We start from the raw sequence: 26,808 nt of genomic DNA, 5'->3' as shown, positions 1-26,808 counted from the left end.
GATTCGGCATCAAGTGCAGGCATGGACACGCAGGTCGGGACGGTACGTACGATCGACCCATGTCCGAATCTGTTGAGCCCGTGGTCCGGCCGCCCGAGTCCGGCGTGCGCGAGGTCAAGTCGGCCGCACGCACGGTCGAACTGCTCGAACTCCTCGCCGACCGCGGCGACCGGCCCGCCCGGCTGCAGGAACTCGCCGCCGAGCTGGGCGTCCCTCGCAGCTCCATGTACGCGCTGCTGCAGACCCTGATCGCACGCGGCTGGGTGCGTACCGACGCCACCGGCTCGCTCTACGGAATCGGCCTGCGCACACTCCTCACCGGCACCACCTATCTGGACACCGACCCTGTGGTCCGCGTGGTGCGCCCGTACCTGGACGACGCGTCGGAGCAACTGGGTGAGACCATCCATCTGGCCCGCCTCGACGGCATGGACATCGCCTACCTCGCGACCCGCGAGTCGCACGAATATCTGCGCACCATCAGCCGAGTGGGTCGCTGGCTTCCCGCCCACGCGGGCGCACTCGGCAAGGCACTACTGGCCGAACACCCGGACGCGGCACTGCCCGACGCACCGTACGAGGCACTGACCCCACGCACCCACACCACCCTGGCCGCGCTCGTCGCCGACCTCGCACAGGTCCGGGCCCGCGGCTACTCGATCGACCGCGAGGAGGGCGTCACCGGCATCGTCGGATTCGGCTTCGCGCTGCGCGTGAGCGACGAAGCGCCGGCGCGGGACGCGATCAGCTGCTCGGTGCCGGTGGCACGGCTCACCGAGGAGCGCGAACGGCGGATCGTGACCGTGATGCAGAAGGTGCGCGAGGAGATCGAGGCAAGACTGGCTCAGGGCACGGGCCCGGGCGGAGTCGACTGGCGCTGAGCCCGCCGGTCTCGACGAGCGCTTCGGAGGTTCGTGGACTGCCCAGGGCAATGACTATCCCGGGTCAATGCCGTCACCGTGATCGACGGCCGTCGCTCAGGCCGACTCGCGCACGACCAGACGCGGCACGATCACCCGCTCGGCGAGCGGGCCGCGGCCCTGCACGAGCGCCGCGACCTGCTCGACGGCCGCCCGGCCCACCTGGCGCTTGTCGACGTGCAGCGTGGTGAGCGGCGGGTCCATGAGCTCGCCGAGCATCAGGCCGTCGCACCCGACGAAGGCGCAGTCGCCGGGTACGGCCAGGCCGCGGCGCAGCGCGCGGCGCATGGCGCCGACCGCGATCAGGTCGTTGTAGCCGAGCACCGCGGTGGTGCCGGGGTGCTCGGCGAGCACGCGGTCCATGCCGTCGGCGCCGCCCTGCACCGAGTTGGCCACGGACACGACCGGAGTCCCCTCGCCGTCGAGGCCGTGTTCGGCGGCCAGGGCGAGGAACAGGGCGCGCCGGGAGTGCGGGTCCGCCGCGTCTGCGCGGGCCTTGTCATCGAGCATGACCACGCGCCGGTGTCCGGCGGCCGTGAGGTGCCCGAGGGCCTGCCGCATCCCGGACTCGAAGTCGATACGGACACCGCCGGCGGCCGGCGGCCGGGTGTCGTGGTCCAGGAGCACCAGCGGGATTCCGGTCCCCCGCACCCGTTCGATGGCACTCTCGGCGAAGAAGTAGCCGACGCACGCGTCGACGTGGTCGGCGACAGTGGCCGCCACCGTCTGCTCGCGTTCGAGGGCCGACCCGGTGCTGTACACGGCAACCTGCCACCCGCGCTCGTCAGCCGCCTCCATCACCCCGGCCACGACCTCGGGAAAGAACGGGTTGAGCACATCGGCGACGACCAGGCCGAGCATGGTCGTCGCCGGGCCGGCCATGCCGCGCGCATGCCGGTTGGGCCGGTAGCCGAGCTTCTGGGCGACCTCCAGGATCCGCGCCCGGGTGTCCGGGTCGATCTCCGGCTTGTCGTTGATGGCGCGGGAGACGGTCTGCCGGGAGACACCCGAGGAGCGGGCCACGTCGTCGATGGTGACGCCGTGGCGCCCGCGCCGTGACGTACGGGGGGTGGGCATCTCGGGAAGGCTCCTCTCTCTGCCTGCCCAAGTGTCGTCCGCCGTCGCTGCGGGATGGTTCACGTGAGCGCTCACGGACATGATGAGCAGCTCGCCCCTTGCTGTCAACGGCCCTCATTCGTACGGCAATTGAAACGATCAAGGCGGAATCCAGGAATCCCCGGCTCCGGTCTTGACGGGGACATGCGGCGGCTTCAAGGTACTCCGTGAGCGCTCACGGGAACGCTCACGAACGGGCAGCCCGTCTCTGCAGTCGCTCTCCCGGAGGACGTACGTGACGTCGATCGCGGTCACCACGGCCGAACGCCCGCCCGCGCCCACCAGCGCGCTCATCGACCGGGTCCGCGTCGCCGTGCTCGTCGACGGAACCCCCATGGAGCCCGTCGTGCGGGAACTCCAGGACGGTGTACGGGCCTTGGACGTGTCAGCCCTCGAGGGCGAGGCCGTGGAGATCCGCCTGGAGACACCGCTGCGGGACGCCGTCGGCTACTGGCACCCGGACGCCGGCTGGCAGCGGTCCCTGCCGCCCGACTGGTCCGGGCGGCTGGACGCCGGCCTGGTGCACGGCTGCGCGATCGGCTGCCTGTACGAGACGTCGGGGCAGACGCTGCTCACGTTCGCCGCACAGGACTCGGCGGCCGAGGTGCATCTGGTCTTCGGCGTCTCGGAGCAGCGCAAGCTGTTCGTGGTACATCTTGAACTCACCGCGGGGCGGGAGCCGTTCACCGTGTTGTTCGCCGGCCGCGGCCCCTCCCCCGCTGCGGCGTTGCGCCCGCTGCGCCGGCGGCTCGTCGGCGCCGCGAAGCTGCCGCCACTGGCGCTGCCGGAGGAGGGCCGCACCCCCGCCTACTCCACCTGGTACGCCTTCGGGCAGGAGGTCACGGCCGACGGCGTGGCACAGGAGGCCGCTCGCGCCGCCGCACTCGGCTGCGGACTGCTGATCCTCGACGACGGCTGGCAGCGCGGCGGCCGGGAGCGCGGCTACGCCTGGGCGGGCGACTGGCAGGTCGACACGGCCAAGTTCCCCGACCTCGCCGGGCATGTGCGCGACGTGCAGGGCCTCGGCATGGCGTATCTGGCGTGGATCGCCCCGCTGCTCCTTGGCCCGGACTCCCCCGAATGGCAGCGGCTCTCCCCGTACGCTCGCATCCCCAGCCCGACCGCGCCGGGCGCACACGTCCTCGACCCCAGGGAATCCCGGGTGCGCACGCACGTCCTGGAGGTGTGCACCCGGCTCGTCGCCGACCACGGCCTCGACGGCCTGAAGCTGGACTTCCTCGACGACGCCACGGTGTACGCGGACGACGGCGGCGACCCGGTCGGGCCCGCGATGGCCCTGCTTCTCGGTGACCTCCGCGCCACCCTCGGCGCGCTGTGCCCGCGCGGCCCGCTGGTCGAACTGCGCCAGCCCTATCTCGGCCCGGGCATGCGTGCGTACGGGAATCTGCTGCGCGCCACCGACTGCCCGGCCGACGCCACCGCGAACCGGATCCGCACGATCGACGCGGCGCTCTGCGCGACCGGCGGCGCCGTCCACTCGGACATGCTGATGTGGGACCCGGACGCATCGGCCGAGGCGGCGGCCCGGCAGATCCAGTCCGTGTTGCACGCAGTGCCACAACTGTCCTGCGCTCTGGGCGAGTTGACCCCGGAACACCGCGAGGTGGTGACGTTCTGGCTGCGGCAGTGGCAGCGGCTGCGCCCCGTGCTGCTCGACGGCGAGGTGGAGCCGGGTCGTCCGGACGAGCTGTACCCCCTCGTCCGGGCGCACGCCGGCGACGCCCAGGTCATCGTCGCCCACGCCGAACGCCCCGTCCCGCTGGACCTGATGCGCCACCCCCGGGCCGATCTGGTGAACGCCACCGCCGCGGACGGCCTGGTCTGCGTCGTCCCGCACGCCCCGGTGCGGGCAACGCTCACCACGTACGACGCGCGCGGCCGGGTCACCCGCTCGGGCCCGCACACCCTCGGCCCGGGCGCGGTCCGCCTCGACGTACCGCCCTCCGGCCTGCTGACCGTCCGGCCACCCGACTGATCCCGAGGAGGTCCACCGACTCGCCTGCACAGCACGTTCCTTGTCCCGGCGCCCGCGCGGTGCTGCACCCGAAGGAGGAACAACCCCTCATGTCCAGCAGACCAGCGCGCCGGCCACGGCGCCTGTGGGCCCTGTGGGCGGCCCTGCTCGCCCTGTTCAGCCCCCTCCTGCTCACCCCCGCATCCGCCCCCGCGGCCACCGGCACGACCGCCACCGCGCAGGCGGACCCGGTGCCGGGCATGTTCAACCCGCGCCAGACCTGGCTGCGCAACTCCACCGCGGGCCTCTTCCTGCACTGGGGCATGTACACACAGCCCGCCCACTACGACTGCGACTCCTGGCAGAAGGCCGTGAACGACAGCGGCTGGAACCCGGACTACTGGGTCAAAGAGACGCAGAAGATCCACGGCTCTTACATCGTCCTGGCCACCTTCCACAGCCGCCTGGGCTACGCCCGCCCCTGGCCGTCGAAGATCCCCGGCAGCTGCTCGACGAAGCGCGACATCCTGGGTGAGCTCATCGAGGCGGCCAAGGCCAAGGGCATCAAGGTCATCCTCTATATGACGGACGACCCGCAGTGGCACGCCGAGCAGGGGCGCGAGTCCTTCGACTCCGCCGCCTACTCCGCGTACAAGGGCAAGGACGTCGATCTGACGACCCGGCCCGGCTTCGGCGAGTTCAGCTACGACAACTTCTTCGAAGTGATGCACAACTACCCGGACCTGAGCGGCTTCTGGATAGACAACGACAACGAGTACTGGGAACAGCACCACCTCTACGAGCAGATCCGTGAGCAGCGCCCGGACATGCTCCTGAGCAACAACAACGAAGACACACCGATCATGGACACCGTGTCCAACGAGCAGAAGACCGGTATGACGCCCGACTACGACATGCCGGCGGCGTACTGGACGTCCATGCCGCGCCTGACGGAGTCCTGCTACAAAGTGCCGTCGAGCGGCGCCTGGTGGTACGACGGCCAGGACCGTCCGGTCGACACGGCGCTCAACATCCGCCGCTACGTGGCCAACGCGGGGACGTCGTACAAGTCCCTGATGGACCTCCAGGCCCAGGTGAACGGGACGTTCCCGCCCCAGCAGCAGGCGTTCACCGACTACATGTCGAAGTATCTCGACCCGATCTGGGAGTCGCTGCACGGCGTGGACGGCGGCGGCTATCTGTACGGCGGGCTGCGTCCGGGGGCCTGGAGCGACGGGGCGTACGGCTACACCACGGTGAGCAAGGAGGACCCGACACGCCAGTACATCCACGTCACGACGCGTCCGAGCGGCGCCGACACCCTCAGCCTTCGCGACAACGGCACCAAGGTGAAGCGGATCAGCGATCTGCGCACCGGTGAGCGGATCGCCTTCGACCAGCGCGAGGGAAGCGTGACGCTCAAAGGCATCAACACCTGGGACCCGTACGACACGGTGTTCAAGGTGGAGACGGAACGGCACCGCCAGGGCCTTTACCCGTCCCACACGGTGCGGGCCACCGCCACGTCGACGAAGGACGGCCACCCGGCGGCGAACCTCACCGACGGCGACCTCACCCGGTACTGGGACTCGAACGCGCAGGTGCCCGTCTCCGTCACGCTGGACCTCGGGGGCGTCAAGAAGGCCCGGTACCTGGCCGTGAACCAGACCGAATGGTCTCCCACGTACAACCGTGAGTCGTTCGGCAGGAAGGAGGACTCGGCCCGGATCAAGGACTACAAGGTCTTCGTCAGTGACGACGGCGAACACTGGGGCGAGCCGGTGAAGACCGGCGTCATGGAGAGCGCCCGCAGCACCCGCTACGTCGACCTGGACACCACGGCCCGCTACATCAGGCTGGAGGTGGACAGCACCTGGTCTGCGGCGACCGTCGTTCCCTTCTACCACCAGCTGAGGATCGACGAGATCGCGGTCGGCCACTCGTATCCCGTGAGCCACGGGCGCGGGTGACCGACGCGCTCACCCCGAGGGCCTGTCGAGCCTTCGGGGTGAGCGTCCCGTCGTCACCCGGCGGTCAGTGTCCGGCGGCCGCGAGCGCGCCGGCGATCGCGTCGTACGCGGGCTTGCGCTGGAGGTTCTCGTCCCAGGGCAGCGCTGCGCCCTGGCCGGCGAAGACCGACGGGATCCACGAGTGCCGGTCGGAGTAGCCCCACAGCGTGATGCCGACACAGCGCCGCACAGCCAGGCAGGCGTCGGTGACCTGGGCGTACCAGTCGGCCTGCTGGGTCAGCTTGGCAGCGTCGGCGGGCAGGATCATCCGGATGTCGAGTTCGGTGATCGCGACGTCGAGGCCCAGGTCGGCGAAGCGCTGGATGTTGCCCTTCATGTCGCTCGGGAAGCCGTACTGCAGGGCGAGGTGTGCCTGCATGCCGAAGCCGTCGATCGGGACGCGATCCGCCTTGAGCTGTTTGATCAGCGTGTAGTAGGCGTCCGACTTCGCGCCGAGTCCCTCGACGTTGTAGTCGTTGAGGTACAGCTTGACCTTGGGGTCCGCGGCGTGCGCCCAGCGCAGGGCGTCGGCGATGTAGCCGGGGCCGAGCGTCTTGTAGAAGATGTTCTCCCGGTACGTACCGTCCTCGTTCATGATCTCGTTGGCGACGTCCCAGGCGAAGACCTTGCCCTTGTAGTGCTTCACCTCGGTCGTGATGTGGTTCTTGAGGATCGAGCGCAGTTCGTCGGCGGTCCAGGTGCCGTCCGTCAGCCAGCTCGGCAGCTGGCTGTGCCACAGCAGGGTGTGGCCGCGCACCTTCAGGTGGTGGGCCTTCGCGTACGCCACGATCTCGTCGCCGGCGGTGAAGTCGAAGACGCCGCGCCGGGGTTCGGTGGCGTACCACTTCATGCCGTTGCCGGGGGTGGTGGCGCCGAACTCGCTGCCGAGCAGGTCGGCGTACGCGGTGTCGTCCAGCTCGGGGTTGTCGACGGCCGAGCCGAAGTAGCGGCCGGTCCGCTGTGCCAGGTCGTCGAGCGTGGCGGCGCGGTGCCGGGCGCCGTCCGCGTGGGCGGCCGGGACCGCGGCGAGACCGAGCAGCAGGGCCGTGGAAGCGGCGAAAGCAGCGGCTCCGGCTCGGGTACGGCGTGCGGGTGTGCGCATGGGGCGGCTCCTCAACTGAAGGCGGGGGTGCGTGGTTGGGCAGGTGGTTGACCTTGCTTCGCGCGGTGCCGCGCGCGTCACTTCACGCGCAGCTCGCACCGCATCCGCCGCTCGTGCCCGACCTCGCGCACCGGCCCCGTGAGGGTGAGCGGCACGGTGTGGTGGACATGGGCGCTGGACGCGGCGACGCGCAGTTCGAGGGCTCCTGGTTCGACGACTCGGCGGCCGTCGGCGCCGGTGTACGCGGCGAGGTCCGCCGGGAACGTTGCGTGGACCTCCGCGGACGCCCCCGCGTCGAGCGGGACCCGGGTGCAGCCGACGAGCCGGATCTCCGGCCGCGCGACCGTGCGGACCGGGTCGTGGAGGTAGAGCTGGACGACCTCGGTGCCGGGGCGCTCGCCGGTGTTGCGGACGGTGAGGCGCAGGGTGGTCTCACCGTCGGTGGACAGTTCGGGGGCGTCGCACGGCTCGACGTCCCAGGCGAACGTGGTGTACGACAGGCCGTACCCGAACGGGTGGAGAGCGGCCCGGACATGGGCGGACAGGGTGGTGTCCTGCCAGGGCTGAGCCATGGGACTCCTCAAGTGCGGTACGAACAGGTGAAGTTCGGGCGACGTCGCTGTCGCACCTGTGGTGGGCCCGGTGATGAGCCAGTGACACCGGTCAGCCCTCTGGCCTTTCGTTCGGATCAGGCCGGATCAGGCCCCGCGAGCCCGATCCAGGCGAGGGTCACTAGGTCGCGCCCTTGGTGATACCGCCGGTCGGCCATCGCGCAGAAGGCGAGCGCAGGGACCATGGCGAGGTCCGAGTACGCGCGGTCGCGCCACCGGGCCGGGGACGTACCGGCCCTGGAACTGCTGGACCCCGACAGGGATTCGTCCACCAAGGGGGTTCGCCGGACACGTGCTTCGGCAGGTGGAAGTTCCGACGCCTGCCGACGGCCGCACGCACGGATACTGTGCCGAGCGCGGGCCGCACCATCTGCGGCAGCGTCCACCACCGGCAGCCGGACGGAAAGCAGCGGTCGAGGGTGGGCACCTCCTCCAGTTCGTCGGGGATCACGGAAGAGGCGGCACAGGATGCTGGTGGTCACCGGCAGTCGGGCGTGCAGTGTGCGGCGCCGCCGAAGCGGCTGCCGACGGGCTCGTCGGTCCGGATGTGCCACCACTCGACGACGGACCGGCCCGAGCCGTCCTTCGAGCCGGAGGCCGAGTCGCCGCGGGACATCAGCACCGCGGTGCCGAGGCCGGCCATGCTGACGGCGTCCCGGGCACGGCGGCCGAGCAGGGATACGGGGGGTGGCATGACACACCTTCCGGAAGGGATCCGAAACTATCGGTGGATGGCCTCGGAAGTTACGGACACACGACGGGGGTGTCAACGGCATTGACAAAAAAGACCGTTGACACCCCCGATGGGTGCCGGGCGCGTCAGACCTGCCGGGGCTCCCCCGTACTGGCCCTGACCACCAGTTCCGTCGCCAGCTCCACCCGCGACGAGGCCGGTGCGACGGACCGGGCCAGATCGAGGACGAAGCGCGCCGCCATCTTGCCCATCTCCGCCAACGGTTGGCGGACCGTCGTGAGCGGCGGCGCCGACCAGCGCACCTCCGGGAGGTCGTCGAAGCCGAGGACGCTCATGTCCTCCGGCACCCGCAGCCCGCGACGGCGCAGCGCCTCGATCGCCCCGAGCGCCATCTGGTCACTGGAGGCGAAGATGGCGGTGGGCGGCTCGGCCAGGTCCAACAGCTGGTTGCAGCCGGTGAACCCGGACTCGTGGTAGAAGTCGCCGGGCACGATCAGCGCGTCGTCCACCGGCACACCGGCCACGTCCAGCGCGGCCCGGTACCCGTCGAGCCGGGCACGCGAGCACAGCAGCCTGGGCGGGCCCTCGATGAACCCGATCCTGCGGTGACCGAGCCCCAGCAGGTGCTCCGTCGCGGCCATCCCGCCCGCCCAGTTCGTGGCACCGACGGTCGGCGCCTCGGTGGCCGGCGAACCGGCCGGGTCGACGACCACCAACGGCACGCCCAGGCGCCGCAGTTCGTCGTGCAGCCCCGGTTCGAGAACCGAGGTCACGAGGATCACCCCGTCCGACGCGCGGGCCCGCAGATTCGTCATCCACTGCCGGGCCGCGCCCGCCCGGTCGTGAATCGCGGAGACCACCGTGCCCACCCCCGCCTCGTGCGCGACCTCCTCGACGCCCCGGATGATCTCCACCGCCCAGGGGCTGTCCAGGTCGTTGAAGACCAGGTCGAGCAGCGCCGCCCGGTCCCCGGGCGCAGGCGGGCGCCGCTGGTACCCATGCCGCTGCAGCAGGCCCTCGACCCGCGCCCGGGTGGCGGGCGAAACGTCGGAGCGCCCGTTGACGACCCTGGAGACGGTCGGCACCGACACCCCCGCCTCCCGCGCGATCTCGGTGATCGTCACCTTGGCCGGCCCGTCCGGGCTCTGCGCGGCTGCCTTGCCTGTCCCGCCAACCCGGGCCACGTTCCCCACCTCCATCGAGCTCTGCATCCTGAAAGTTCTCCGGATGCGTTCCGGAAACCGTAGGACATCTCGTCGACCATGCGCCGGTCAAGCCGGGGTCTTGTCCGACCCGCCGAACGCATGGCCTTGAATCTATGCGCCCCCCGCTCCCAGCACCCCGCGCAGCCAGGTCATTTGGCGACGTACCTGCACGGCGTCGCCGTGCTCGTGGCCGTTGAACGGGTAGGCGTGGATCTCCCGGACGGGCTCCGCCCCGGTGAGTTCGCCGTAGCGGTGGTACGCCGCGTATGCACCGCTGGGCGGGCAGACCTGGTCGCGCAGGCCGACTCCGAAGTGGGCCGGGGCGTGAGCGCGGCGGGCGAACGAGATGCCCTCGACGTAGGCGAGTGTGCGGAACGCGGCGTCCTCCGCGCCCCGGTGCACGGCGAGGTAGGCGGCGATCTCCCCATAGGGCCCCGTGTCGGTGAGGTCGAGGGCGCGGCGGACGCCGCACAGCAGCGGTGCCGTGACCAGGGCCGCGGCGAGATCGGGGACGAGTCCGGCGACGGCGAGGGCCACTCCGCCGCCCTGGCTGTTGCCCACCGCGGCGATCCGGTCCCGGTCGACTCCGGTCAGGGCTCGCAGCGCGGCGACGGCACACACCCCGTCGGTGATCAGACGGCGGTAGTGGTAGTCGTGCGGGTCGAGCAGCCCACGCACCGCGGGTCCCGGGCCGCCGGGCGCGGCCGCGTGCCGGTCGGGGGTCGCGCCGCCGTTGCCGTACTGGTCACCCTGGCCTCGGTTGTCCATGAGCAGATGGGCGTAGCCGGCGTTCGCCCAGGTGAGACGCTCGTGCGGGAGGCCGCGGCCTCGGCCGTAGCCCGCGAACTCGACGACTGCGGGGAGGAGTTCGCCGTCGCCCGCGGGCCGGGTGTACCAGGCGCGGACGGGATCTCCCGCGAAACCGCGGAAGGTGACGTCCCAGCTCTCGACGAGCCGCAGGCCGCTCTCGACGGGGCGGACGCGGATCAGGGGTTCGGGGTGGGCGGCGGACTTCAGCGTGGCCTGCCAGAACGCGTCGAAATCGGCCGGCTCATCGGGCTCGGGTCGGTGGCGCTGGAGTTCGTCCAGGGGCAGGTCGAAGGCGGGCACAGGCACCTCACAGCCGGTCACGGAGCCAACTCCCTCTGACGCAGCACCCATTGACAGGGGTCGGGAGCGGCTTTAGGTTGCGGCGACGTTACCGGAAGATTCCTGAAAGTTCTCGGTACCTCTTTCCCCGCCCTTGTGATGACCTCTGCCTGCCCGTGTGACGAAAGGCCCTGCATGAGCTCCTCCACCATGACGGGCAGCCAGCCCCGCACCGGCGGCCCGCCCGACCCGCCACCCGTACAGAAGCCTCCGTCCGGTCGTCGCTCCTGGCGCCGATCGCTTCGCCGCGACTGGCAGCTGTACTCCCTTGCGGTGCTGCCGATCCTGTTCTTCCTGGTCTTCCGCTACCTGCCGATGATCGGCAACGTGATCGCGTTCCGCCGCTTCGAGCCCGGCGGTTCGATCCTCGGCGAGGAGTGGGTGGGCCTGCGCTACGTGCAGATGTTCCTGAGCGATCCGACGTTCTGGCAGGTCTTCCGGAACACGCTCTGGATGGGCCTGCTGACGCTCCTGTTCTGCTTCCCCGTGCCGATCGTGCTGGCCCTGCTGCTCAACGAGGTCAGGCGCACCGCACTGAAACGGTTCGTGCAGTCGGTCTCGTACCTGCCGCACTTCCTGTCCATCGTCATCGTCGCGGGCATCACCGTGCAGATGCTGGCGTCGGACGGCCCGATCAACCATGTCCTCGCGACGTTCGGCCACGATCCGGTCCGGTTCATCCAGGAGCCCGGCTGGTTCCGCACGATCTACGTCGGTTCCGAGGTCTGGCAGACGGCCGGCTGGGGCACGATCCTCTATCTCGCCGCGCTCAGCACCATCGACGAGGATCTGTACGAGGCGGCACGGATCGACGGTGCGAACCGCTGGCAGCAGACGTGGCACGTGACGCTGCCCGGTATCCGCCCCACCATGGTCACCCTGCTGATCCTCAACATCGGCACGTTCATGGTGGTCGGCTTCGAGAAGATCCTGCTGCTGTACAACCCGCTCACCTATCCGACAGCGGACGTCATCTCGACCTACCTGTACCGCACCGGTGTCGAGTCGAACTCCTTCAGCTACGCCGCCGCCATCGGACTGTTCGAGGCGGTCATCGGCCTCGTGCTGATCACGTCCGCGAACCGGGTGTCGCGCAAGACCGTGGGGACGAGCCTGTGGTGAGCATCGAGGCCCGGCCCCGCGCCGGGACGTCCGTCAACAACCCGACCCGCGGCTACCGCGTCTTCCAGGGCGTCAACGCAGTGATCCTGACCCTGGTCGTGGTGGTCACGCTCTACCCGGTCATCAACATCGTCGCCCGTTCCTTCAGCGGGGAGCACCAGATCCGGGCGGGCGAGGTGACACTGTGGCCCAAGGGCTTCAACCTCACCACGTACAAGATCGTCTTCCAGGACGGGACGTTCTGGCGCAGCTACGGCAACACCGTCCTCTATACGGTGCTCTCCACCGCCGTCGCCATGGTCCTCACCACCGTCTACGCCTACGTCCTGTCGAAGAAGGACCTGCGCGGGCGCACCTTCCTCGTCGGCATCGCCGTGTTCACGATGTTCTTCTCCGGCGGCCTGATCCCCAACTACGTACTCATCACCAGCCTCGGCTTGAAGAACTCGATCTGGGCGATCGCCCTGCCGAACGCCATCAGCGTCTTCAACCTCCTGGTGATGAAGGCGTTCTTCGAGAACATGCCGGCCGAGCTCGAGGAGGCCGCGCAGATCGACGGTCTGAGCGCGTACGGGATTCTGCTGCGGATCGTGCTGCCGCTGTCCAAGGCCGTCATCGCGACCATGGTGCTCTTCTACTCGGTGTCGTTCTGGAACTCATGGTTCTCGGCGTTCCTCTACATGGACAGGGCCGAGCTGATGCCGGTCACCGTGTATCTGCGCAACCTCATCGCGGGCGCCACCGAAGGCGGCAACGCCGGGGCCGCGACCGACCAGCTCACCCAGGCCGCCGCCAACATCCAGTCGGTCACCATCGTGCTCACGGCGCTGCCGATCCTCGCCGTCTATCCCTTCGTGCAGCGGTACTTCGTCTCGGGCGTGATGCTCGGCGCGGTCAAGGGCTGAGCGCATCCACTCCACGCATCAACAGTTCGACAACACTTGGGAGTTCACGTGACGAACACGGGCCAGCTGTCGAGAAGGTCGCTGCTCGCCGCGGCGGGGTTCGCCGGACTCGCCGCACTCACCGGCTGCGGCAGCGGCGACGACGGCGGCGACAGCAAGGACCTGTCGAAGAAGCAGAACGGCGCCATGAAGAAGTACAACGCCGGCGAGCAGTTCAAGGCGACCAAGGCGCTGTCCTTCTCCGTCCTGCACAACGACAACCCGACGTACCCGCTCAAGAAGAACTGGCTCTTCTGGAAGGAGGTCACCAAGCGCACCGGCATCACACTGCAGCCCGTCGACGTCCCGCTGAGCGACTACGAGAAGAAGCGCAGCCTGCTGATCGGCTCGGGTGACGCCCCCTTCCTGATCCCGAAGACCTACCACCCCTCCGAGGTCGCCTTTGTGTCGTCGGGCGCGATCCTGCCGGTGAGCGAGTACGTGCACCTGATGCCCAACTTCCAGGACAAGGTGAAGCGGTGGAACCTGGAGCCCGAGCTGGACTCCATCCGCCAGTCCGACGGCAAGTACTACCTGCTGCCCGGTCTCCACGAGAAGCCCAAGTCCGGATACTCGCTGTCCTTCCGCACCGACGTCCTCGACAAGATCGGTGTGAGCCTGCCGACGACATGGGACGAGGTGTACGACGTCCTCAAGGCGATCAAGGCGAAGTACCCCGACAGCTACCCGCTCTCCGACCGCTGGAGCACCAACACAGTCTTCCCGGCGGGCGCCCTCCTCAGCTACCTCGGGCAGGCGTACGGCGTCCGGGCCGGCTGGATGTACGAGAACATCACCTTCGACACCAAGGCCCAGAAGTTCGTCTTCACCGGGGCGAGGGACGAGTTCCGGCAGGTCATCGAGTATCTGCGCAAGCTGGTCGCCGAGAAGCTGATGGACCCCGAGAGCTTCACCCAGACCGACGACGACGCGGTGAAGAAGCTGCTGGCCGAGAAGTCCTTCGCGATCAGCGCCAACCCGCAGGAGCTGGTGCAGAAGTACCGCTACAACCTGGAGCGGCAGGTCAAGGGCGCGAAGATCGAGATGATTCCCGTGCCGATCGGCCCGGCCGGTGAGGTCGTGATCGACGGCATCCGAATGGAGAACGGTCTCATGATCTCCAGCAAGGCGCTCAAGAGCGACAACTTCGTCGCGCTGATGCAGTTCACGGACTGGCTCTTCTACTCGGACGAGGGCCAGGCGTTCTGCAAGTGGGGTGTCGAGGGCGTCACCTACACGAAGTCCGGCGGCCAGTACAAGCTGAAGCCCGGCATCAGCCTCATGGGTTCCGACCCCAAGGCCCCGAAGGATCTGCAGAAGGACTACGGCTTCTTCAACGGCGTCTTCACCTACGGCGGCAGCTGGGAACTGGTGTCCTCCTCCTTCAGCCCGGACGAGAAGAAGTTCCAGGACGTCATGGCACTGCGCAAGCAGTTGCCGATCGCCCCGGCACACCCGCTGCGGTCCGCGGAGCAGGAGCAGGCCTCGCTCTGGGAGACGCCGCTCACGGACCACATGAACCAGAACACCCTCAAGTTCGCTCTCGGCAAGCGGCCGCTGTCCGAATGGGACGACTACGTCGCCGAGCTCAAGGCCAAGAACATGCAGCAGCTCGTTGATCTCTACAACAAGGCCTATGAGCGGTACAAGAAGGAGAACGGATGATCCGCGTCCCGGCCGAGTCGCAGGGCGTCCTCGCCGAGGCATGGCGGGCATGCGTCGGCACGGGCCGCCTCGAACTCGCCCTGCGGCGCGACTACCAGGACTCCCTCGCCCTGCTCCAGAAGGACATCGGCTTCCGGCACATCCGCGGGCACGGCCTGTTCAGCGACGGGATGGGCGTGTACCGGCCGTACGAGTGGCAGGGCTCCCGGCGGGTGCATCACTCGTTCACCCACGTCGATCAGGTCGTCGACGCCTTCCTGGAACTCGGTATCCGACCCTTCCTCGAACTCGGTTTCATGCCGGCAGATTTGGCGTCCGGCGGGCAGACCGTCTTCTGGTGGCGGGGGAACGTGACCCCGCCCACCTCGCACCGGGAATGGGCGGACCTGGTGCGCGCGACGATGACTCACCTCGTGGACCGTTACGGCCTGGAGGAGGTGCGCGGCTGGCCCGTCGAGGTGTGGAACGAGCCGGATCTGCCGGACTTCTGGGAGGGCGCCGACCAGGCGGCATACCACCGTCTTTACGAGGTGACGGCACACGCGGTGAAGGACGTCGACGCGTCGCTCCAGGTCGGCGGGCCCGCCGTGTCGCCCGGCGCGGACGAGGGCTGGCTCGGGCGGTTCGCGGAGTTCGTGGAGCGGCGGGATCTGCCGGTCGACTTCGTCTCACGCCACGCGTACACCTCGGGGCCCGCGCAGCCGGTGCCGTTCGGGACGTACCAGACGCTGGCCCCCGCCGAGCGCCTGCTGGAGCAGTTCGGGGCCACGCGCCGCGAACTGAAGGGCACGTCGCTCGGTGACCTTCCGGTCCACATCACGGAGTTCAACTCCTCGTACCGTCCGGACAACCCGATCCACGACACGGCCTTTCACGCCGCGTACCTGGCTCCGGTCCTGGCGGCCGGCGGGGATCTGGTGGACTCCTTCTCGTACTGGACCTTCAGCGACATGTTCGAGGAGGTGGGGGTTCCGACGGCGCTGTTCCACGGCGGTTTCGGCCTCCTGACGCACCGCCAGGTCAGGAAGCCCACGTACCACCTGTACGCGTTCATGGCCCGCATGGGCCGTGATGTGCTGGCCCGTGGTGACGACCATCTCGTCACCCGGCACCCCGACGGCCGGGTCACGGTGCTGGCGTGGGCGCCACCCGGGACCGACCGTCACATGCTGCGGCTGTCCGTCCCGGTCGGTCACACCGAGCGCGGCGCGGTCTTCCTGCGCCGCTCCAGCGTCGATGACGAGCGCGGCAACGCCTACACGGCGTGGCGACGGATGGGCAGCCCGCGCTCCCCACGCCCGCACCAGCTCGATGTGCTGCACGAGGCGGCGGAACCGGTCCGGTCGCATCTCCGGTTGTCCGTCGAGGAGTTCAGGGCGGACGTCGACGTCACGCTGGAGCGGCACGAGGTGACGCTGGTCGAGCTGAGCCCGGTGATCGAGGAGTCCCCCGACTGGTGGGACGAGGACCGGATTCTCGGTGGCGGGGGTTCCGGATGAGCGCCGCACAGACCGGCTCCCCCGGGGCGCCCCTGCCGCGCACCGCCCGCGTCTTCGGCGACGGACCCCTGTCGCGGGCCTGCGCCCTCATCCACACACTTCTGACCGTCGAGGGCCTGCTGCTGCTCACGCTGGCGCCCAGCCTGCTCGGGCTCCTGTTCCTCGGTGCGGACCCGGCGAACCTGCCGCTGGCGTCGTTGTGCCTCGTGCCGCTCGGCCCGGCCCTGTCCGCCGCCCTGTACGCCTTGCACCACCGCAGCCGCGACCTGACCGAACTGCGTCCGGCCCGCGCCTATCTGCGAGGGCTGCGCCTCAACTCCGCCGCCGCGTTGCGGATATGGGTTCCGCTGCTCGCCTGGCTGACCGTCATCGCGTACGGCCTCACCCACTTCGCCTCGACCGGACTGCCCGGCTGGTGGGCGGTTCTGCTCGGGGTCATCGGCGTGGGCGCGCTTCTGTGGGGCGCGCACGCGCTGGTACTCACGTCCCTGTTCACGTTCCGGGCCGTCGACACGGCGCGACTCGCCGGGTACTTCCTGCTGCGACACGGCCGGGCGACACTCGGCGCAGCCAGCCTGCTCGTCGTCGCGAGCGCGGCCACCTTGTGGTGGACCGAGGCGCTGCCTGTGCTGCTCGCTCCGGTGCTGCTCCTGTCCCTGCTGCACACCAGCCGTCCGATCATCGCCGAGACCCAGGAGGACTTCACCTCATGAACGGCGCGCCCGCCACCACCGCCATCCCCTACGGCGGTGACTACAACCCCGAGCAGTGGCCCGAGGAGGTGTGGGACGCCGACCACCGCCTGTTCGGCAAAGCCGGGATCGACACGCTGACGGTGGGTGTGTTCGCCTGGTCGCTGCTCCAACCCTCCCCGGACACGTACGACTTCACGGTTCTCGACCGGATCGTGGACCGGGCGGCGGCCGAGGGGCGCCGCGTCGTCCTGGCCACCGGCACGGCGGCGCTGCCGCCCTGGCTCGCGAAGGCCCACCCGGAGGTGAACCGCACCGACTTCGAGGGCCGCCGGCACGGGTACGGGCAGCGGCACAACTTCTGCCCGAGCTCACCGGCGTACCGTCGCCTGTCCACGGCGCTGGCGGGGCGGATCGCCGAGCGGTACGCGGACCATCCGGCGCTGCTCGCCTGGCACATCAACAACGAGTACGGCGGCGCCTGTTACTGCGGTCTGTGCGCGGAGGCGTTCCGCGGCTGGCTGCGCGAGAAGTACGGCTCGCTGGACGCCCTCAACGACGCGTGGTGGACGGCCTTCTGGTCGCACCGCTACACCGACTGGTCCGAGATCCAGCCGCCCAGCGCCCTCACCGAGCACTGGCGCGGCCCGGACCACACCGCTTTCCAGGGCATCACGCTCGACTACCACCGGTTCACCACGGACGCGCTCCTCGGCTGCTTCGTCGCCGAGAAGGAGGCCGTGCGCGCCCACAGTCCGCACACTCCCGTGACCACCAACTTCATGGGAATGTACCGGCCGTTGGACTATCACCGCTGGGCCCCGCATCTCGACTTCGCGTCGTGGGACAGCTATCCGCCGCTGGACGCGCCGCCGACGTGGCCGGCCCTCGCGCACGACCTGATGCGCGGCCTGAAGGGCGGCGCCCCGTTCTGGCTGATGGAGCAGACGCCGTCCACCACAGCCTGCCGCGACGTCAATCCGCTGCGCAGGCCCGGCGAATTGCGGCTCGCGAGCTGGCAGGCGGTGGCGCACGGCGCGGACGCCGTCCTGTACTTCCAGATGCGGGCCTCGCGCGGGGCGTGCGAGAAGTACCACGGGGCGGTCATCGGCCACGCGGGCCGCGACGACACGCGAGTCTTCCGTGAAGTGGCGGAACTAGGAAGGGAGTTGGGTGAGACAGGCGGGATGACGCTGGGCGCCCGGACGCCCGCCCGGACCGCGCTGCTCTTCGACTGGGACAGTTGGTGGGCGCTGGAGATGTCGGACGGGCCGTCGCGGCTGGTGCGCTACCAGGATGTCGTGCACTCCTACTACCGGGCCGCGCGCACGGCGGGCGCGGACGTCGATGTCGTCCCCGTGACAGCGGACCTGTCGGCGTACGACGTGGTCCTCGCACCTCTGCTGCACCTCGTGAAGGGAGACCTGGCCGCACGCCTGGAGGCGGTGGCGGAGCGAGGCGGCACCGTAGTGACGACCTATTTGTCCGGCCGCGGCGACGAGCACGACCGCGCCTTCCTCGCGGATGTGCCGGGCCCGCTCGGGCCACTGACAGGCGTCCGGGTCGACGAGTGGGACTCCCGGGCGGCGGAGGTGTCGAACCCGGTCGACTTCGGCGACCTGCGTTCACCGGCCCGGCTGGTCTTCGAGCTCGTCGTGCCGCAGGGCGCCGAGTCCGTCGCCACCTACACCACCGACTTCTACGCCGGAACGCCAGCCGTCACCCGCAACCGTTTCGGGGAGCGCGGCGGCGAGGGCTGGTACGTGGCGACGCAGCTCGACGATGCGGGTACGGACCGGGTGGTGCGCCAGGTGCTGTCCCGGCACGGTCTCATCGGCCCGTACGCCGAGGTGGCCGGCGTGGAGACGGCGACCCGTGTCACTCCCGACGGGACTCGCCTGCTGTTCCTCCTCAACCACACTTCATCCGAGGTGAAGTTGACGGTTCACGAGTCGGCGACGGACCTCCTGACGGGCAAGGCGTACACGCCCGGCGAGCCGCTCACCCTCGACCCGCTGGGCGTGTCCGTACTGCGCCTCGTATGACCCGTCAGTAGATACGGCGCCCGCGCGCGTCCGGGACCCCGGACTTGCGCAGGAAGTAGCTGTTCACGTGGTCGCGCCACTCACGGGCGCTGCGCAGCTGCTCCTCGTACAGTTCGGCCACCCTGGCGTGCCGCGCGGGCGCCACCAGATCGGCCAGCGACGCCCACACTCCCTGTGCCGCCTCGGCTTCCTCGACGCCCTCGAAGTGGGTGTCGTAGATGTGCTGGATCACGGTCCTGCCGCTGTGCAGGACGTGCCCGTACGGAACGTGGTGGAAGAACAGGAGCAGCTCGTCGGGGCAGCTCTCGGGCGTCTCGTACGTCTGTGACCAGGGTTTGGCGTACTGGCCCGCATATCCGGTGCCGGTGGCGCGGCTGCGGTCGACGCCGATGCCGTCGCGGTCGGCGAAGTGGTAGGTGCCCCAGGGGCTGTACTCGTACCCGTCGACGCTGGGCCCGTAATGGTGTCCGGGCTGCACCATGAAGCCGACGCCGAGCGGCGCCGTGTACTTCTCGTACGTCGCCCAGGAGCCGCGCAGTACCGCGCGCAGGCCGGAGCGCAGACGCTCGGGTTCGGCGGTGCCCTCCGGCGTGAACGTCAACTCGGTCCACTCGTCCAGGAGTTGTTCCGGAACGGCGTCCGGCTGCCAGGCCAGGCGGCCGAACGCGTACAGGTTGAACTGGGCGAGCGGATGCCCGGTCCAGTGGGGGTCGGCTCCGGCGTTCGAGACGGCCACCAGTCCGCCACCGGCCGCGAGTTGGCCGACGGTGACACCGCCGTCACCCTCCGGCCGGAAGCCGAGCACCTGGGACCACATCGGTGCGAGCGCGCACGCGTGCCGCTGCTGCCCGGTGTACTCCTGGGTGGCCTGCAGTTCGACGGCGACCCGGGTGCGGGGCATGGCGCCGATGACCGGCGAGACGGGTTCGCGGACCTGGAAGTCCATCGGTCCGTGCTTGACCTGGAGCACCGCGTTGTCCTTGAACATCCCGTCAAGTGCGGCGAAGTGGTCGTACGCGGCACGCGCCCGGTCCGTGATCCGGTCACGCCAGTCCTGTGTGTGGTTGTAGACGAAGGCCCGCCAGTGGACGGTGCCGCCGTGCGGGGCGAGCGCGCCGGCGATCACGTTCGCGCCGTCGGCGTGACTGCGGCCGTAGGCGAACGGCCCCGGCTGCCCCTCGGAGTCGGCCTTGACGACGAAGCCGCCGAAGTCGGGGATGTGCGCGTACACGTGGTCGGCGGCCGTCCGCCACCAGTCCCGTACGCCGTCGTCGAGCGGGTCGGCGGTGCCGAGCCCGCCCAGGACGACGGGCGCGGCGAAACTCACGGAGAGGTGGATGCGGATGCCGTACGCCCGCAACTCCCCTGCGATGTCCGCCACTTCGCCGATGCGGTCGGTGAGGAGCCGGGCCTCGGTCTCATGGACGTTGACGTTGTTGACGCAGACGGCGTTGATCCCGCAGGCCGCGAGGAGCCGCGCATAGGTGCGGACCCGGTCGAGGTCCCCGCGCGCCCGTCCGTCTTCCCAGAACAGCGAGCCGCCCGCATAGCCGCGCTCGACCTGGCCCATCACGGGGTGGACGTCGATGTTGTCCCAGTGGTCGAGCATGCGCCTGGAAAGGGCGGGGCGGTGGGTCTGCTCTGGGGCGTCGGTGAACGCGGCGGCGCCGAGACGCACGACATGGAAGAAGCCGTACAGGAGGCCGGCCGGAGCGGCGGCCGTGACCGTGGTGCGCCCGCCGGACCGCGTCAGAGTGAAACCCTCGGGGCCCGTTCCGGCATCGCCGTCGAGTCGGAAAACGACGTCCTCGTCGCCCTGCAGTGTACCGAACTTGTTTTGAGCGTAGGCGACTTCGGTGCGCAGGGTGTCGACGATCGGCCCGTCGCCCTCGACGGTGACGCGCCGTGATCCGATGCCGCGCAGCACCTCGTCGGGCAGCCAGGCGGGATCGATTCCGCTCGGTCCGGTCATGACGCGGCCACATCGAGCGCGACGATCCCGAACGCCCCGGCGGGTTCGCCGGGCCTGCCGCTGGTCAGGTCCAGACGGAGGCGACTGCCGTGTACCGCGTCGAAGGTGATGACGGTCGGCTCACCGGACGCGGCCGCCCAGTCGATGTCGGTGTCACGCACGGCGACATAGCCCTTTCCGCCCCAGACCGACACGTCGACCGAGGCGGGCAGGGAGTGTTTCGCGTCGACCGTGAAAGAGACCTCGACCCGGCCGATCTCGCGCTCCTGCGCCCATGCCAACGACACCCAGTCGGTGGGGCGGGCGCCGTCGAAGGCGGGCAGCAGCGCGGTGGCCGCCTTGTGGAAGGAGTTGGACCACTGGGTGGCCGGGTCCCCGTCGAGCATCGCGGCGGGGAGAGTGCCCGTCGCTCCGGAGTAACTCGCGTCGGCGAACGGGTACTTGGGGGTTCCAGGACCGGGGTCGGGGGCGAAGGGTTCAGCCGTGGTGACCGGGCCGCCCGCCGGTCCCGCCACCCGCACGGAGACCTTCCCGGTGCGCAGCCCGTCGGCGGTGGCCGTGACAGTCAGCGTTCCCGGCTCGGTTCCCGCCCGCACCATGGCGAGCGCGAGGCCGTGGAAGGCGGTGCGCGTACGGGCCTGGTACCGCTCGGCGCTCTCCTGCCGCCCGTTGTCCAGACCCGCCAGCCCACCGCCCTTCACAGCGAATTCGAGGAGGTCCTCGGCGTCGGGGACGACCACGCCGCGCGCGTCGACGACCTCGGCCGTGACGAAGACCAGCGAACGCCCGTCAGCGGCGACGGACCTGCGGTCGGCGGTGAGGCGCACGCCGTGCGGCGTCCCGGCGGTGCGCAGCACGTCCGTCGCCACGACCTTCCCGCCCGCGCGGGCCACGGCCTTCAATTCGCCGGCCGCGAAGGGAACCTTCCACGAGAGGTGCAGCCTGCCGGCACTGCCGTTCGGCGAGGTGTAGCTGCCGGGGTAGGGACCGGAGGTGACCGTCTTGTCGTCGTGCGTCGCCTCCGTGGTCTCCAGGTAGGCGCGGCCGTCGACGGTCTTCTTCGCGTCGAAGGAACGCACACCCAGGGAACGGCCGTTGAGGAAGAGCTCGACCTCGGCGACGTTCGCGTACGCCCACACGTCCACGTCCTGGCCGGGCTTGTGCGTCGTCCAGTCCATGGGCAGCAGGTGCACCATCGGCTCATCGGTCCACTGGCTGCGGAAGAGGTGGTACATGTCCTTGGGGAACCCGGCCGTGTCGACCGCACCGAAGAACGACGCCTTCACGGGGAACACGTCGTACGGGGTCGGCTCGCCGATGTAGTCGATGCCGGACCACAGGAACTCTCCCGCGAAGAAGCGCCGGTCGCGGTCCTTCTTCAGGCCGTACTCGCCGCTCATCGTCCACGAGGCGAGGTTGTTGTCGTAGCTGGACGTGGCGCGCCGGCCCGGGGTGTGGTTCTCCCCGGTGTTGAGGTGCTCGGGCTCCTGGTAGGCGCCGCGGGTGGACGTCTCCGACGACGACTCGGACTCGAACAGGAACAGGTGCGGGTACCGGGCGTGCAGCGCGTCGACGGACGCGGCGGTGTTGTAGTTGAGGCCGAGGCCGTCCAGCTCGGCCAGGATCAGGTCCGCGGGTGAACCGGCGGCGGGCAGCGAGCGGTACTTGTCGGAGCCGATGACGATCGGCCGGCTCGTGTCGAGGGCTTTGATGTCGGCGACGAGCCGCCGCGCCATGTCCACGCCCTCGGCCCGGGTCGAGTCGGGGATCTCGTTGCCGATCGACCACATCAGGACGGCCGGCGAGTTGCGGGCGGCGCGCACCATTTCGGCGATGTCGGCGTCACTGTGCGCATCGAAGAACCGGCCGTAGTCGTATGTGTTCTTACCGGTGCGCCAGCAGTCGAAGGCCTCCACCAGCATGACGAGGCCGAGGTCCTCACAGGCCTCGATCACCTCGGGGGCGGGCGGGTTGTGGGACGTGCGCAGCGCGTTCACGCCCATGGACTTCATGATGGTCAACTGGCGGCGGACGGCGTCCGGCTGGACGGCGGCACCGAGGGCGCCGAGGTCGTGGTGGAGGTCGACGCCCTTGAGCTTGGTGTGGGTGCCGTTTAGCGAGAAGCCGTGGTCCGGGTCGAAGGTCGCGTGCCGCACGCCGAACCGGGTGCGGTACGTGTCGACAGTGCGGCCGTCCACACGCAGGTCGGTGACCAGGGTGTAGCGGTTGCCGGGCGTGTCGATGGACCACAACTGCGGGTCGTGGAGGGCGAGTCGGGTGTGGGACGTCGCCGGTTCCGCGCCCACGTCGCGCAGCACGGACTCGGTACGGGCGACGCGTCGCCCCTTGGCGTCGCGGACAGTGGAGACGACGGTGACGGTCGGCGCGGTCTCACCGGAGTCGTTGACGACGGCCGTGCGGACGTCGACCGTCGCGTATCCCTTGTCGAGTGCGGCGGCGAGGTCGGGCGTGGTCACGAAGGTGCCCCAGCGCTGGACGTGCACCGGCTCGGTGACCACCAGGCGGGCGCGGCGGTAGATGCCGCTGCCCGAGTACCAGCGGCTGCTGGGCAGTCGGTTGCGGACCTCGACCGCGAGGACGTTGGCGGTGGCGCCGTCAGCGTGCAGCAGGTCGGTGATGTCGTGGGCGAAACCCGTGTAACCGTAGGGGTGGTTGCCGACGAGCCGGCCGTTGACGTAGACGTTCGCGTCCATGTAGACGCCGTCGAACTCGACGGAGATGCGCTTGCCGGCGTAGGCGGCGGGGACGGTGAACTTCTTGCGGTACCAGCCGAGTCCGCCGGGCAGGTAGCCGGTGCCGCTGGTCGTGTTGTGCTCCGTCGTGGGGGTCTGCTCGATGCTCCAGTCGTGCGGGACGGCGACGGCACGCCAGTCCGCGTCGTCGAAGTCGGGGCTCTCGGCGCCGGCGTAGGCGCCCGTCGGGTCGGCGATGCCGTCGGGGCTGACGAGCGCGAAGCGCCAGCCGTCGGCCAGGTCCACGGTGCGGCGGCCGACCGGACCGGTGCGGTCAGCGGCGGCAGCGCCGGGTGCGGGCACCGCGAACGTCCCGGCCATGGAGCCGGCCGCGCTCGCGGCCAGCACGGTTCTACGAGTGACATGCATGAACGGGTCTCCTCGAAGCCAACACGACTCACCAGAAAGCAACCTGAGCGGACTGATTCTTTCGGCTTCCGGCCGGGATTAGTCAAGGGCCCTTCCAAATATGGTTTCCGACCGCCGTCTCGCCCGACCGTTGACGTCGCGCGCCGCGCCCTGATCTGCTGCCTCGATCAACGCAGAGGTCAACGCGGCGAACGCAGATGCCGAGCAGGGAGCTGAGGCGATGACGCCCTCGCACGCACGGGGCCCGGGCCCACAGACCGCCGTGGTCGTACAGAACACCGGGAGCGGGGGTCCCGGCCGGGTCGGGGCCTGGCTGCGCGACGCGGGACTCGGCCTCGAAGTGCTGCGCCCCTACGAGGGTGAGGCCCTGCCCGAGGCGCTCGACGGCAGGCCTCTCCTCGTGCTCGGCGGCGGCTTCCTGCCGGACGACGACGAGCGTGCGCCCTGGCTCCCGGCCACGCGCCGGCTCGTCGCGCAGGCGCTGGACGACGGCTCGCCCGTGCTCGGCATCTGCCTCGGTGGCCAGTTGCTCGCACAGGTCGCGGGCGGCAGCGTACGGGCGAATCATGGGCCGCCCGAGTTCGGCAGCACGCAGATCCGGCTGCGCCCCGAAGCCGCCGACGATCCGCTGCTGTACGGGCTCGGCGCGACGGCGCCCGCGATCGAACGACACGTCGACGCGATCACCGAACTCCCGCCGGGTGCCACCTGGTTGGCGTCCAGCCCGGCCTGCCCCTACCAGGCGTTCCGGGTCGGGGCGCGGGCCTGGGGTGTGCAGTTTCACCCTGAGGCGGAGGCCGACCGGATCGCCTCGTGGGACCGGGAGCGGCTGGCCCGGCAGGGCTTCGACAGGGACCGGCTGCACGCCGAGGCCGTGGCCGAGGAGGGCGCGGCGGTCTCGGCGTGGTCGGTATTCACGCGGAGGTTCGCCCAGGTGTGCGCGACGCTGCCGTGACCGGCTTCGGAGCGGGCGCGGACGCGGAGGCCCCGCGCCGCCGTCCCACCGACACGATGACGCTGGTGAGCACGCCCGCGAGCAGCCCCCAGAACGCGGATCCGATGCCGAGCAGCGTCACGCCGGAGGCCGTGGCGAGGAAGGTGACGACGGCCGCCTCCCTGGATCCGGGGTCCGACAGGGCACTTGCCAGGGAGGCCTCGATCGTGGCGAGCATGCCGACCCCCGCGACGGCCAGGACGAGCGCGTGCGGCATCGCGGTGAGCAGCGAGGCGACGGTCGCCCCGAGCAGGCCGACGCACAGGTAGAAGACGCCCGCCCACACAGCCGCGAGGTAGCGCCGCTGCCGGTCGGGGTGCGCCTCGTCGCCGGTACAGATCGCGGCGGTCATCGCCGCCAGGTTGATACCGAACGCCCCGAACGGCGCGAGCACCGCCTGCACCGCACCCGTCCACGTCAGGACCGGCGAGACGGGCACCTCGTAGCCGGACCCGCGCAGCACGGCGACCCCCGGCAGATTCTGCGAAGCCATGGTGACGACGAACAGCGGCACGCCGATGCTGATCAGCACCTTCCAGTCGAACTCGGGAGCCGTGAACACCGGCTGCGCGAGCGACAGTCGGACGCGTTCCAGATGCCAGCCCCCGGTGAGGACGGAGGCGACGACTCCGCCGCCGAGCGCGATGAGGACCGCGTAGCGCGGCAGCAGTCGACGCCCGAGGAGATACAGCACGAACACCGGGAACGCGATCGCGAAACTGCCGCCCATCTGGGAGAAGAGCCCCGTCCCGAACTCGAGCAGCACACCGCCGAGCAACGCCGATGCCAGCGGCACCGGGATCCGGTCCATGATCCGCGCGAACCACCCCGTCAGACCGCTGACCATGATCAGCACGGCGCTGAACACGAACGCGCCCACGGCCTTCTCCATGGACACCCCGCTCAGGCTCGTGGCGAGGAGCGCGGCACCCGGTGTCGACCAGGAGGTGACGATCGGGACCCTGTGCCGCAGCGACAGGCCCACGCAGGTCACGGCGATCCCGACGCCGAGCGCGAGCATCCACGAGGACACTTCGCGCGCGTCCGCACCGGCGGCCCGAGCCGCGGTGAACACGATGGCAGCGGCACTGGTCACGCCGACGGTGACCGCGATGAGTGCCGCCGCCACGGCCGAGGGCGGTGCGATGGCGCGTATGCGGGCGAGCGGGGACATGCGGGCATCACTTCCGAAAAGGGGTGCGGGAGAGCGGATTCCGGGGGTTCCGGGGTTCCATAAACAGAACGTTCTGTTTGTGGAACACTAAGGACGCAGGTGGCGGCACGTCAAAGCGCCGGTGGGCACAGAAACGGACGGAACCGGGCGGATGGGTCTGAATGACGAGGTGGGCCGCAGGCTGAAGCGGCTGCGGCAGGACGCCGGCCTGTCCCTGTCGGAGCTCGCGCGGCGCTCGGGCGTGGGCAAGGGCACGCTCTCGGAACTCGAGACGGGCCGGCGGAACCCCACCCTGGAAACGCTCTACGCCCTGACCACCGCGCTCGGCCGCCCGCTCAGCGCCGTCCTCGACGACCCTGCCCCGAGCTCTCAGCTCCGTTCGAGCACGGGAGACCCCACTCCCGGCGTCGCGGCGGGAATGGGCGGCATCTCCGGCAGCGCCGTCACCGCGGTCCTCCTGGAGCGGTACGAAGATGAGGGCGCGGCCACCGACGTCTTCCGCGTCACCATCGCCGACGGCGCGACCCAGGAGTCGGCCGCGCACATCCCGCACACCACGGAGAGCCTGATGGTGCTCTCCGGAACGGCGGTCGTCGGACTGCCGGACGCTCCGCAGACGGCCGGACCCGGCGGTCACGCCCACTGGCCGGCCGACGCCCCACACTTCTACGGCGCACCGGACGGCGAGGTCCAGGGCGTCCTCTTCGTCCGGTACCCGAAGGGCGCCGCTTCGAAGGATCCTTCCCTGGAAGAGTCTCAGAGGTCTGACGACGACGTTCGACGTGGCGGTGGGTGATC

Annotated in this window: 20 protein-coding genes; 11 read left to right on the top strand and 9 right to left on the bottom strand. The window is 70.0% G+C overall.

From position 1 onward, the window contains the following. Positions 1 to 59 precede the first annotated feature (59 nt). Positions 60 to 881 carry an IclR family transcriptional regulator gene (locus ACZ67T_RS29050; RefSeq protein ID WP_469987955.1) on the top strand — a complete coding sequence of 274 codons (822 nt, stop codon included), beginning with the start codon at positions 60 to 62 and terminating at the stop codon, positions 879 to 881. Positions 882 to 977: 96 nt separating this feature from the next. On the opposite strand, the gene ACZ67T_RS29045 is transcribed toward ACZ67T_RS29050, so the two are convergent. Next, on the bottom strand, positions 978 to 1,997 hold the full coding sequence (locus ACZ67T_RS29045; RefSeq protein WP_469987954.1) for a LacI family DNA-binding transcriptional regulator: 1,020 nt from the start codon (positions 1,995 to 1,997) through the stop codon (positions 978 to 980). Between the two features lie 274 nt (positions 1,998 to 2,271). On the opposite strand from ACZ67T_RS29045, the gene ACZ67T_RS29040 reads away from it, so the two are divergent. Then, positions 2,272 to 4,032 (top strand): glycoside hydrolase family 36 protein, encoded by a 1,761-nt coding sequence (locus ACZ67T_RS29040; protein ID WP_469987953.1) that lies wholly within the window; start codon positions 2,272 to 2,274, stop codon positions 4,030 to 4,032. Positions 4,033 to 4,121: 89 nt separating this feature from the next. Next, complete coding sequence (locus ACZ67T_RS29035) at positions 4,122 to 5,981, top strand: alpha-L-fucosidase (RefSeq protein ID WP_469987952.1); 1,860 nt, start codon at positions 4,122 to 4,124, stop codon at positions 5,979 to 5,981. 64 nt (positions 5,982 to 6,045) lie between these two features. Here the strand turns inward: ACZ67T_RS29035 and ACZ67T_RS29030 are convergent, their stop codons facing one another. The 5 genes from ACZ67T_RS29030 to ACZ67T_RS29010 form a co-directional block, all read right to left on the bottom strand. Next, on the bottom strand, positions 6,046 to 7,122 hold the full coding sequence (locus tag ACZ67T_RS29030; RefSeq protein WP_469987951.1) for an endo-1,4-beta-xylanase: 1,077 nt from the start codon (positions 7,120 to 7,122) through the stop codon (positions 6,046 to 6,048). Positions 7,123 to 7,199: 77 nt separating this feature from the next. Continuing rightward, complete coding sequence (locus tag ACZ67T_RS29025; RefSeq protein WP_469987950.1) at positions 7,200 to 7,694, bottom strand: fibronectin type III-like domain-contianing protein; 495 nt, start codon at positions 7,692 to 7,694, stop codon at positions 7,200 to 7,202. A 517-nt stretch (positions 7,695 to 8,211) separates the two neighbouring features. Further along, on the bottom strand, positions 8,212 to 8,427 hold the full coding sequence (locus ACZ67T_RS29020; RefSeq protein WP_469987949.1) for a hypothetical protein: 216 nt from the start codon (positions 8,425 to 8,427) through the stop codon (positions 8,212 to 8,214). Between the two features lie 125 nt (positions 8,428 to 8,552). After that, positions 8,553 to 9,611: a LacI family DNA-binding transcriptional regulator gene (locus tag ACZ67T_RS29015; RefSeq protein ID WP_469987948.1), complete on the bottom strand. Its 1,059-nt coding sequence runs from the start codon at positions 9,609 to 9,611 to the stop codon at positions 8,553 to 8,555. A gap of 132 nt (positions 9,612 to 9,743) precedes the next feature. Beyond that, the gene (locus ACZ67T_RS29010) at positions 9,744 to 10,742 is read right to left on the bottom strand and encodes an acetylxylan esterase (RefSeq protein WP_469988048.1); all 999 of its coding nucleotides are present in this window, start codon (positions 10,740 to 10,742) and stop codon (positions 9,744 to 9,746) included. Positions 10,743 to 10,916: 174 nt separating this feature from the next. On the opposite strand from ACZ67T_RS29010, the gene ACZ67T_RS29005 reads away from it, so the two are divergent. From ACZ67T_RS29005 to ACZ67T_RS28980, 6 genes are read left to right on the top strand one after another with little or no spacing between them, the layout of a single operon-like run. Beyond that, positions 10,917 to 11,903, top strand: a complete 987-nt coding sequence (locus ACZ67T_RS29005) for an ABC transporter permease (RefSeq protein WP_469987947.1) — start codon at positions 10,917 to 10,919, stop codon at positions 11,901 to 11,903. Further along, positions 11,900 to 12,808 carry a carbohydrate ABC transporter permease gene (locus ACZ67T_RS29000; protein WP_469987946.1) on the top strand — a complete coding sequence of 303 codons (909 nt, stop codon included), beginning with the start codon at positions 11,900 to 11,902 and terminating at the stop codon, positions 12,806 to 12,808. The genes ACZ67T_RS29005 and ACZ67T_RS29000 overlap by 4 nt, the downstream gene beginning before the upstream one ends. A 48-nt stretch (positions 12,809 to 12,856) precedes the next feature. Then, on the top strand, positions 12,857 to 14,512 hold the full coding sequence (locus ACZ67T_RS28995; protein WP_469987945.1) for an ABC transporter substrate-binding protein: 1,656 nt from the start codon (positions 12,857 to 12,859) through the stop codon (positions 14,510 to 14,512). Continuing rightward, positions 14,509 to 16,011, top strand: coding sequence for a GH39 family glycosyl hydrolase (locus ACZ67T_RS28990; protein ID WP_469987944.1), 1,503 nt, complete (start codon positions 14,509 to 14,511; stop codon positions 16,009 to 16,011). Before ACZ67T_RS28995 ends, ACZ67T_RS28990 begins: the two co-directional genes overlap by 4 nt. Then, positions 16,008 to 16,724 carry a hypothetical protein gene (locus tag ACZ67T_RS28985; protein ID WP_469987943.1) on the top strand — a complete coding sequence of 239 codons (717 nt, stop codon included), beginning with the start codon at positions 16,008 to 16,010 and terminating at the stop codon, positions 16,722 to 16,724. The genes ACZ67T_RS28990 and ACZ67T_RS28985 overlap by 4 nt, the downstream gene beginning before the upstream one ends. Next, on the top strand, positions 16,721 to 18,748 hold the full coding sequence (locus ACZ67T_RS28980) for a beta-galactosidase (protein ID WP_469987942.1): 2,028 nt from the start codon (positions 16,721 to 16,723) through the stop codon (positions 18,746 to 18,748). Before ACZ67T_RS28985 ends, ACZ67T_RS28980 begins: the two co-directional genes overlap by 4 nt. A 4-nt stretch (positions 18,749 to 18,752) precedes the next feature. On the opposite strand, the gene ACZ67T_RS28975 is transcribed toward ACZ67T_RS28980, so the two are convergent. Both ACZ67T_RS28975 and ACZ67T_RS28970 read right to left on the bottom strand, forming a co-directional pair. Beyond that, the gene (locus ACZ67T_RS28975; protein WP_469987941.1) at positions 18,753 to 20,720 is read right to left on the bottom strand and encodes an alpha-glucuronidase; all 1,968 of its coding nucleotides are present in this window, start codon (positions 20,718 to 20,720) and stop codon (positions 18,753 to 18,755) included. Then, positions 20,717 to 23,842 carry a glycoside hydrolase family 2 TIM barrel-domain containing protein gene (locus ACZ67T_RS28970; RefSeq protein WP_469987940.1) on the bottom strand — a complete coding sequence of 1,042 codons (3,126 nt, stop codon included), beginning with the start codon at positions 23,840 to 23,842 and terminating at the stop codon, positions 20,717 to 20,719. Before ACZ67T_RS28970 ends, ACZ67T_RS28975 begins: the two co-directional genes overlap by 4 nt. Before the next feature lie 220 nt (positions 23,843 to 24,062). Here ACZ67T_RS28970 and ACZ67T_RS28965 point away from each other — a divergent pair, with 220 nt between their 5' ends. Further along, positions 24,063 to 24,797, top strand: a complete 735-nt coding sequence (locus ACZ67T_RS28965; RefSeq protein ID WP_469987939.1) for a type 1 glutamine amidotransferase — start codon at positions 24,063 to 24,065, stop codon at positions 24,795 to 24,797. Here the strand turns inward: ACZ67T_RS28965 and ACZ67T_RS28960 are convergent. Further along, complete coding sequence (locus ACZ67T_RS28960) at positions 24,757 to 26,010, bottom strand: benzoate/H(+) symporter BenE family transporter (protein ID WP_469987938.1); 1,254 nt, start codon at positions 26,008 to 26,010, stop codon at positions 24,757 to 24,759. The two genes, ACZ67T_RS28965 and ACZ67T_RS28960, sit on opposite strands and share 41 nt — an antisense overlap. 151 nt (positions 26,011 to 26,161) lie before the next feature. On the opposite strand from ACZ67T_RS28960, the gene ACZ67T_RS28955 reads away from it, so the two are divergent. Further along, positions 26,162 to 26,806 (top strand): helix-turn-helix domain-containing protein, encoded by a 645-nt coding sequence (locus tag ACZ67T_RS28955; protein ID WP_469987937.1) that lies wholly within the window; start codon positions 26,162 to 26,164, stop codon positions 26,804 to 26,806. The last annotated feature ends 2 nt before the right edge of the window (positions 26,807 to 26,808 follow it).

The organism is Streptomyces sp. NPDC107517 (genome assembly GCF_055582645.1).
This window is presented reverse-complemented; position numbering and strand designations above follow the sequence as displayed.

Excerpts from the sequence above, each read along its gene's own strand:
- ACZ67T_RS29050 (WP_469987955.1), top strand. The coding sequence starts at position 60 with ATGTCCGAATCTGTTGAGCCCGTGGTCCGGCCGCCCGAGTCCGGCGTG.
- ACZ67T_RS29045 (WP_469987954.1), bottom strand. The coding sequence starts at position 1,997 with ATGCCCACCCCCCGTACGTCACGGCGCGGGCGCCACGGCGTCACCATC.
- ACZ67T_RS29035 (WP_469987952.1), top strand. The coding sequence starts at position 4,122 with ATGTCCAGCAGACCAGCGCGCCGGCCACGGCGCCTGTGGGCCCTGTGG.
- ACZ67T_RS29030 (WP_469987951.1), bottom strand. The coding sequence starts at position 7,122 with ATGCGCACACCCGCACGCCGTACCCGAGCCGGAGCCGCTGCTTTCGCC.
- ACZ67T_RS29025 (WP_469987950.1), bottom strand. The coding sequence starts at position 7,694 with ATGGCTCAGCCCTGGCAGGACACCACCCTGTCCGCCCATGTCCGGGCC.
- ACZ67T_RS29020 (WP_469987949.1), bottom strand. The coding sequence starts at position 8,427 with ATGCCACCCCCCGTATCCCTGCTCGGCCGCCGTGCCCGGGACGCCGTC.
- ACZ67T_RS29005 (WP_469987947.1), top strand. The coding sequence starts at position 10,917 with ATGAGCTCCTCCACCATGACGGGCAGCCAGCCCCGCACCGGCGGCCCG.
- ACZ67T_RS28990 (WP_469987944.1), top strand. The coding sequence starts at position 14,509 with ATGATCCGCGTCCCGGCCGAGTCGCAGGGCGTCCTCGCCGAGGCATGG.
- ACZ67T_RS28985 (WP_469987943.1), top strand. The coding sequence starts at position 16,008 with ATGAGCGCCGCACAGACCGGCTCCCCCGGGGCGCCCCTGCCGCGCACC.
- ACZ67T_RS28980 (WP_469987942.1), top strand. The coding sequence starts at position 16,721 with ATGAACGGCGCGCCCGCCACCACCGCCATCCCCTACGGCGGTGACTAC.
- ACZ67T_RS28975 (WP_469987941.1), bottom strand. The coding sequence starts at position 20,720 with ATGACCGGACCGAGCGGAATCGATCCCGCCTGGCTGCCCGACGAGGTG.
- ACZ67T_RS28970 (WP_469987940.1), bottom strand. The coding sequence starts at position 23,842 with ATGCATGTCACTCGTAGAACCGTGCTGGCCGCGAGCGCGGCCGGCTCC.
- ACZ67T_RS28965 (WP_469987939.1), top strand. The coding sequence starts at position 24,063 with ATGACGCCCTCGCACGCACGGGGCCCGGGCCCACAGACCGCCGTGGTC.
- ACZ67T_RS28960 (WP_469987938.1), bottom strand. The coding sequence starts at position 26,010 with ATGTCCCCGCTCGCCCGCATACGCGCCATCGCACCGCCCTCGGCCGTG.
- ACZ67T_RS28955 (WP_469987937.1), top strand. The coding sequence starts at position 26,162 with ATGGGTCTGAATGACGAGGTGGGCCGCAGGCTGAAGCGGCTGCGGCAG.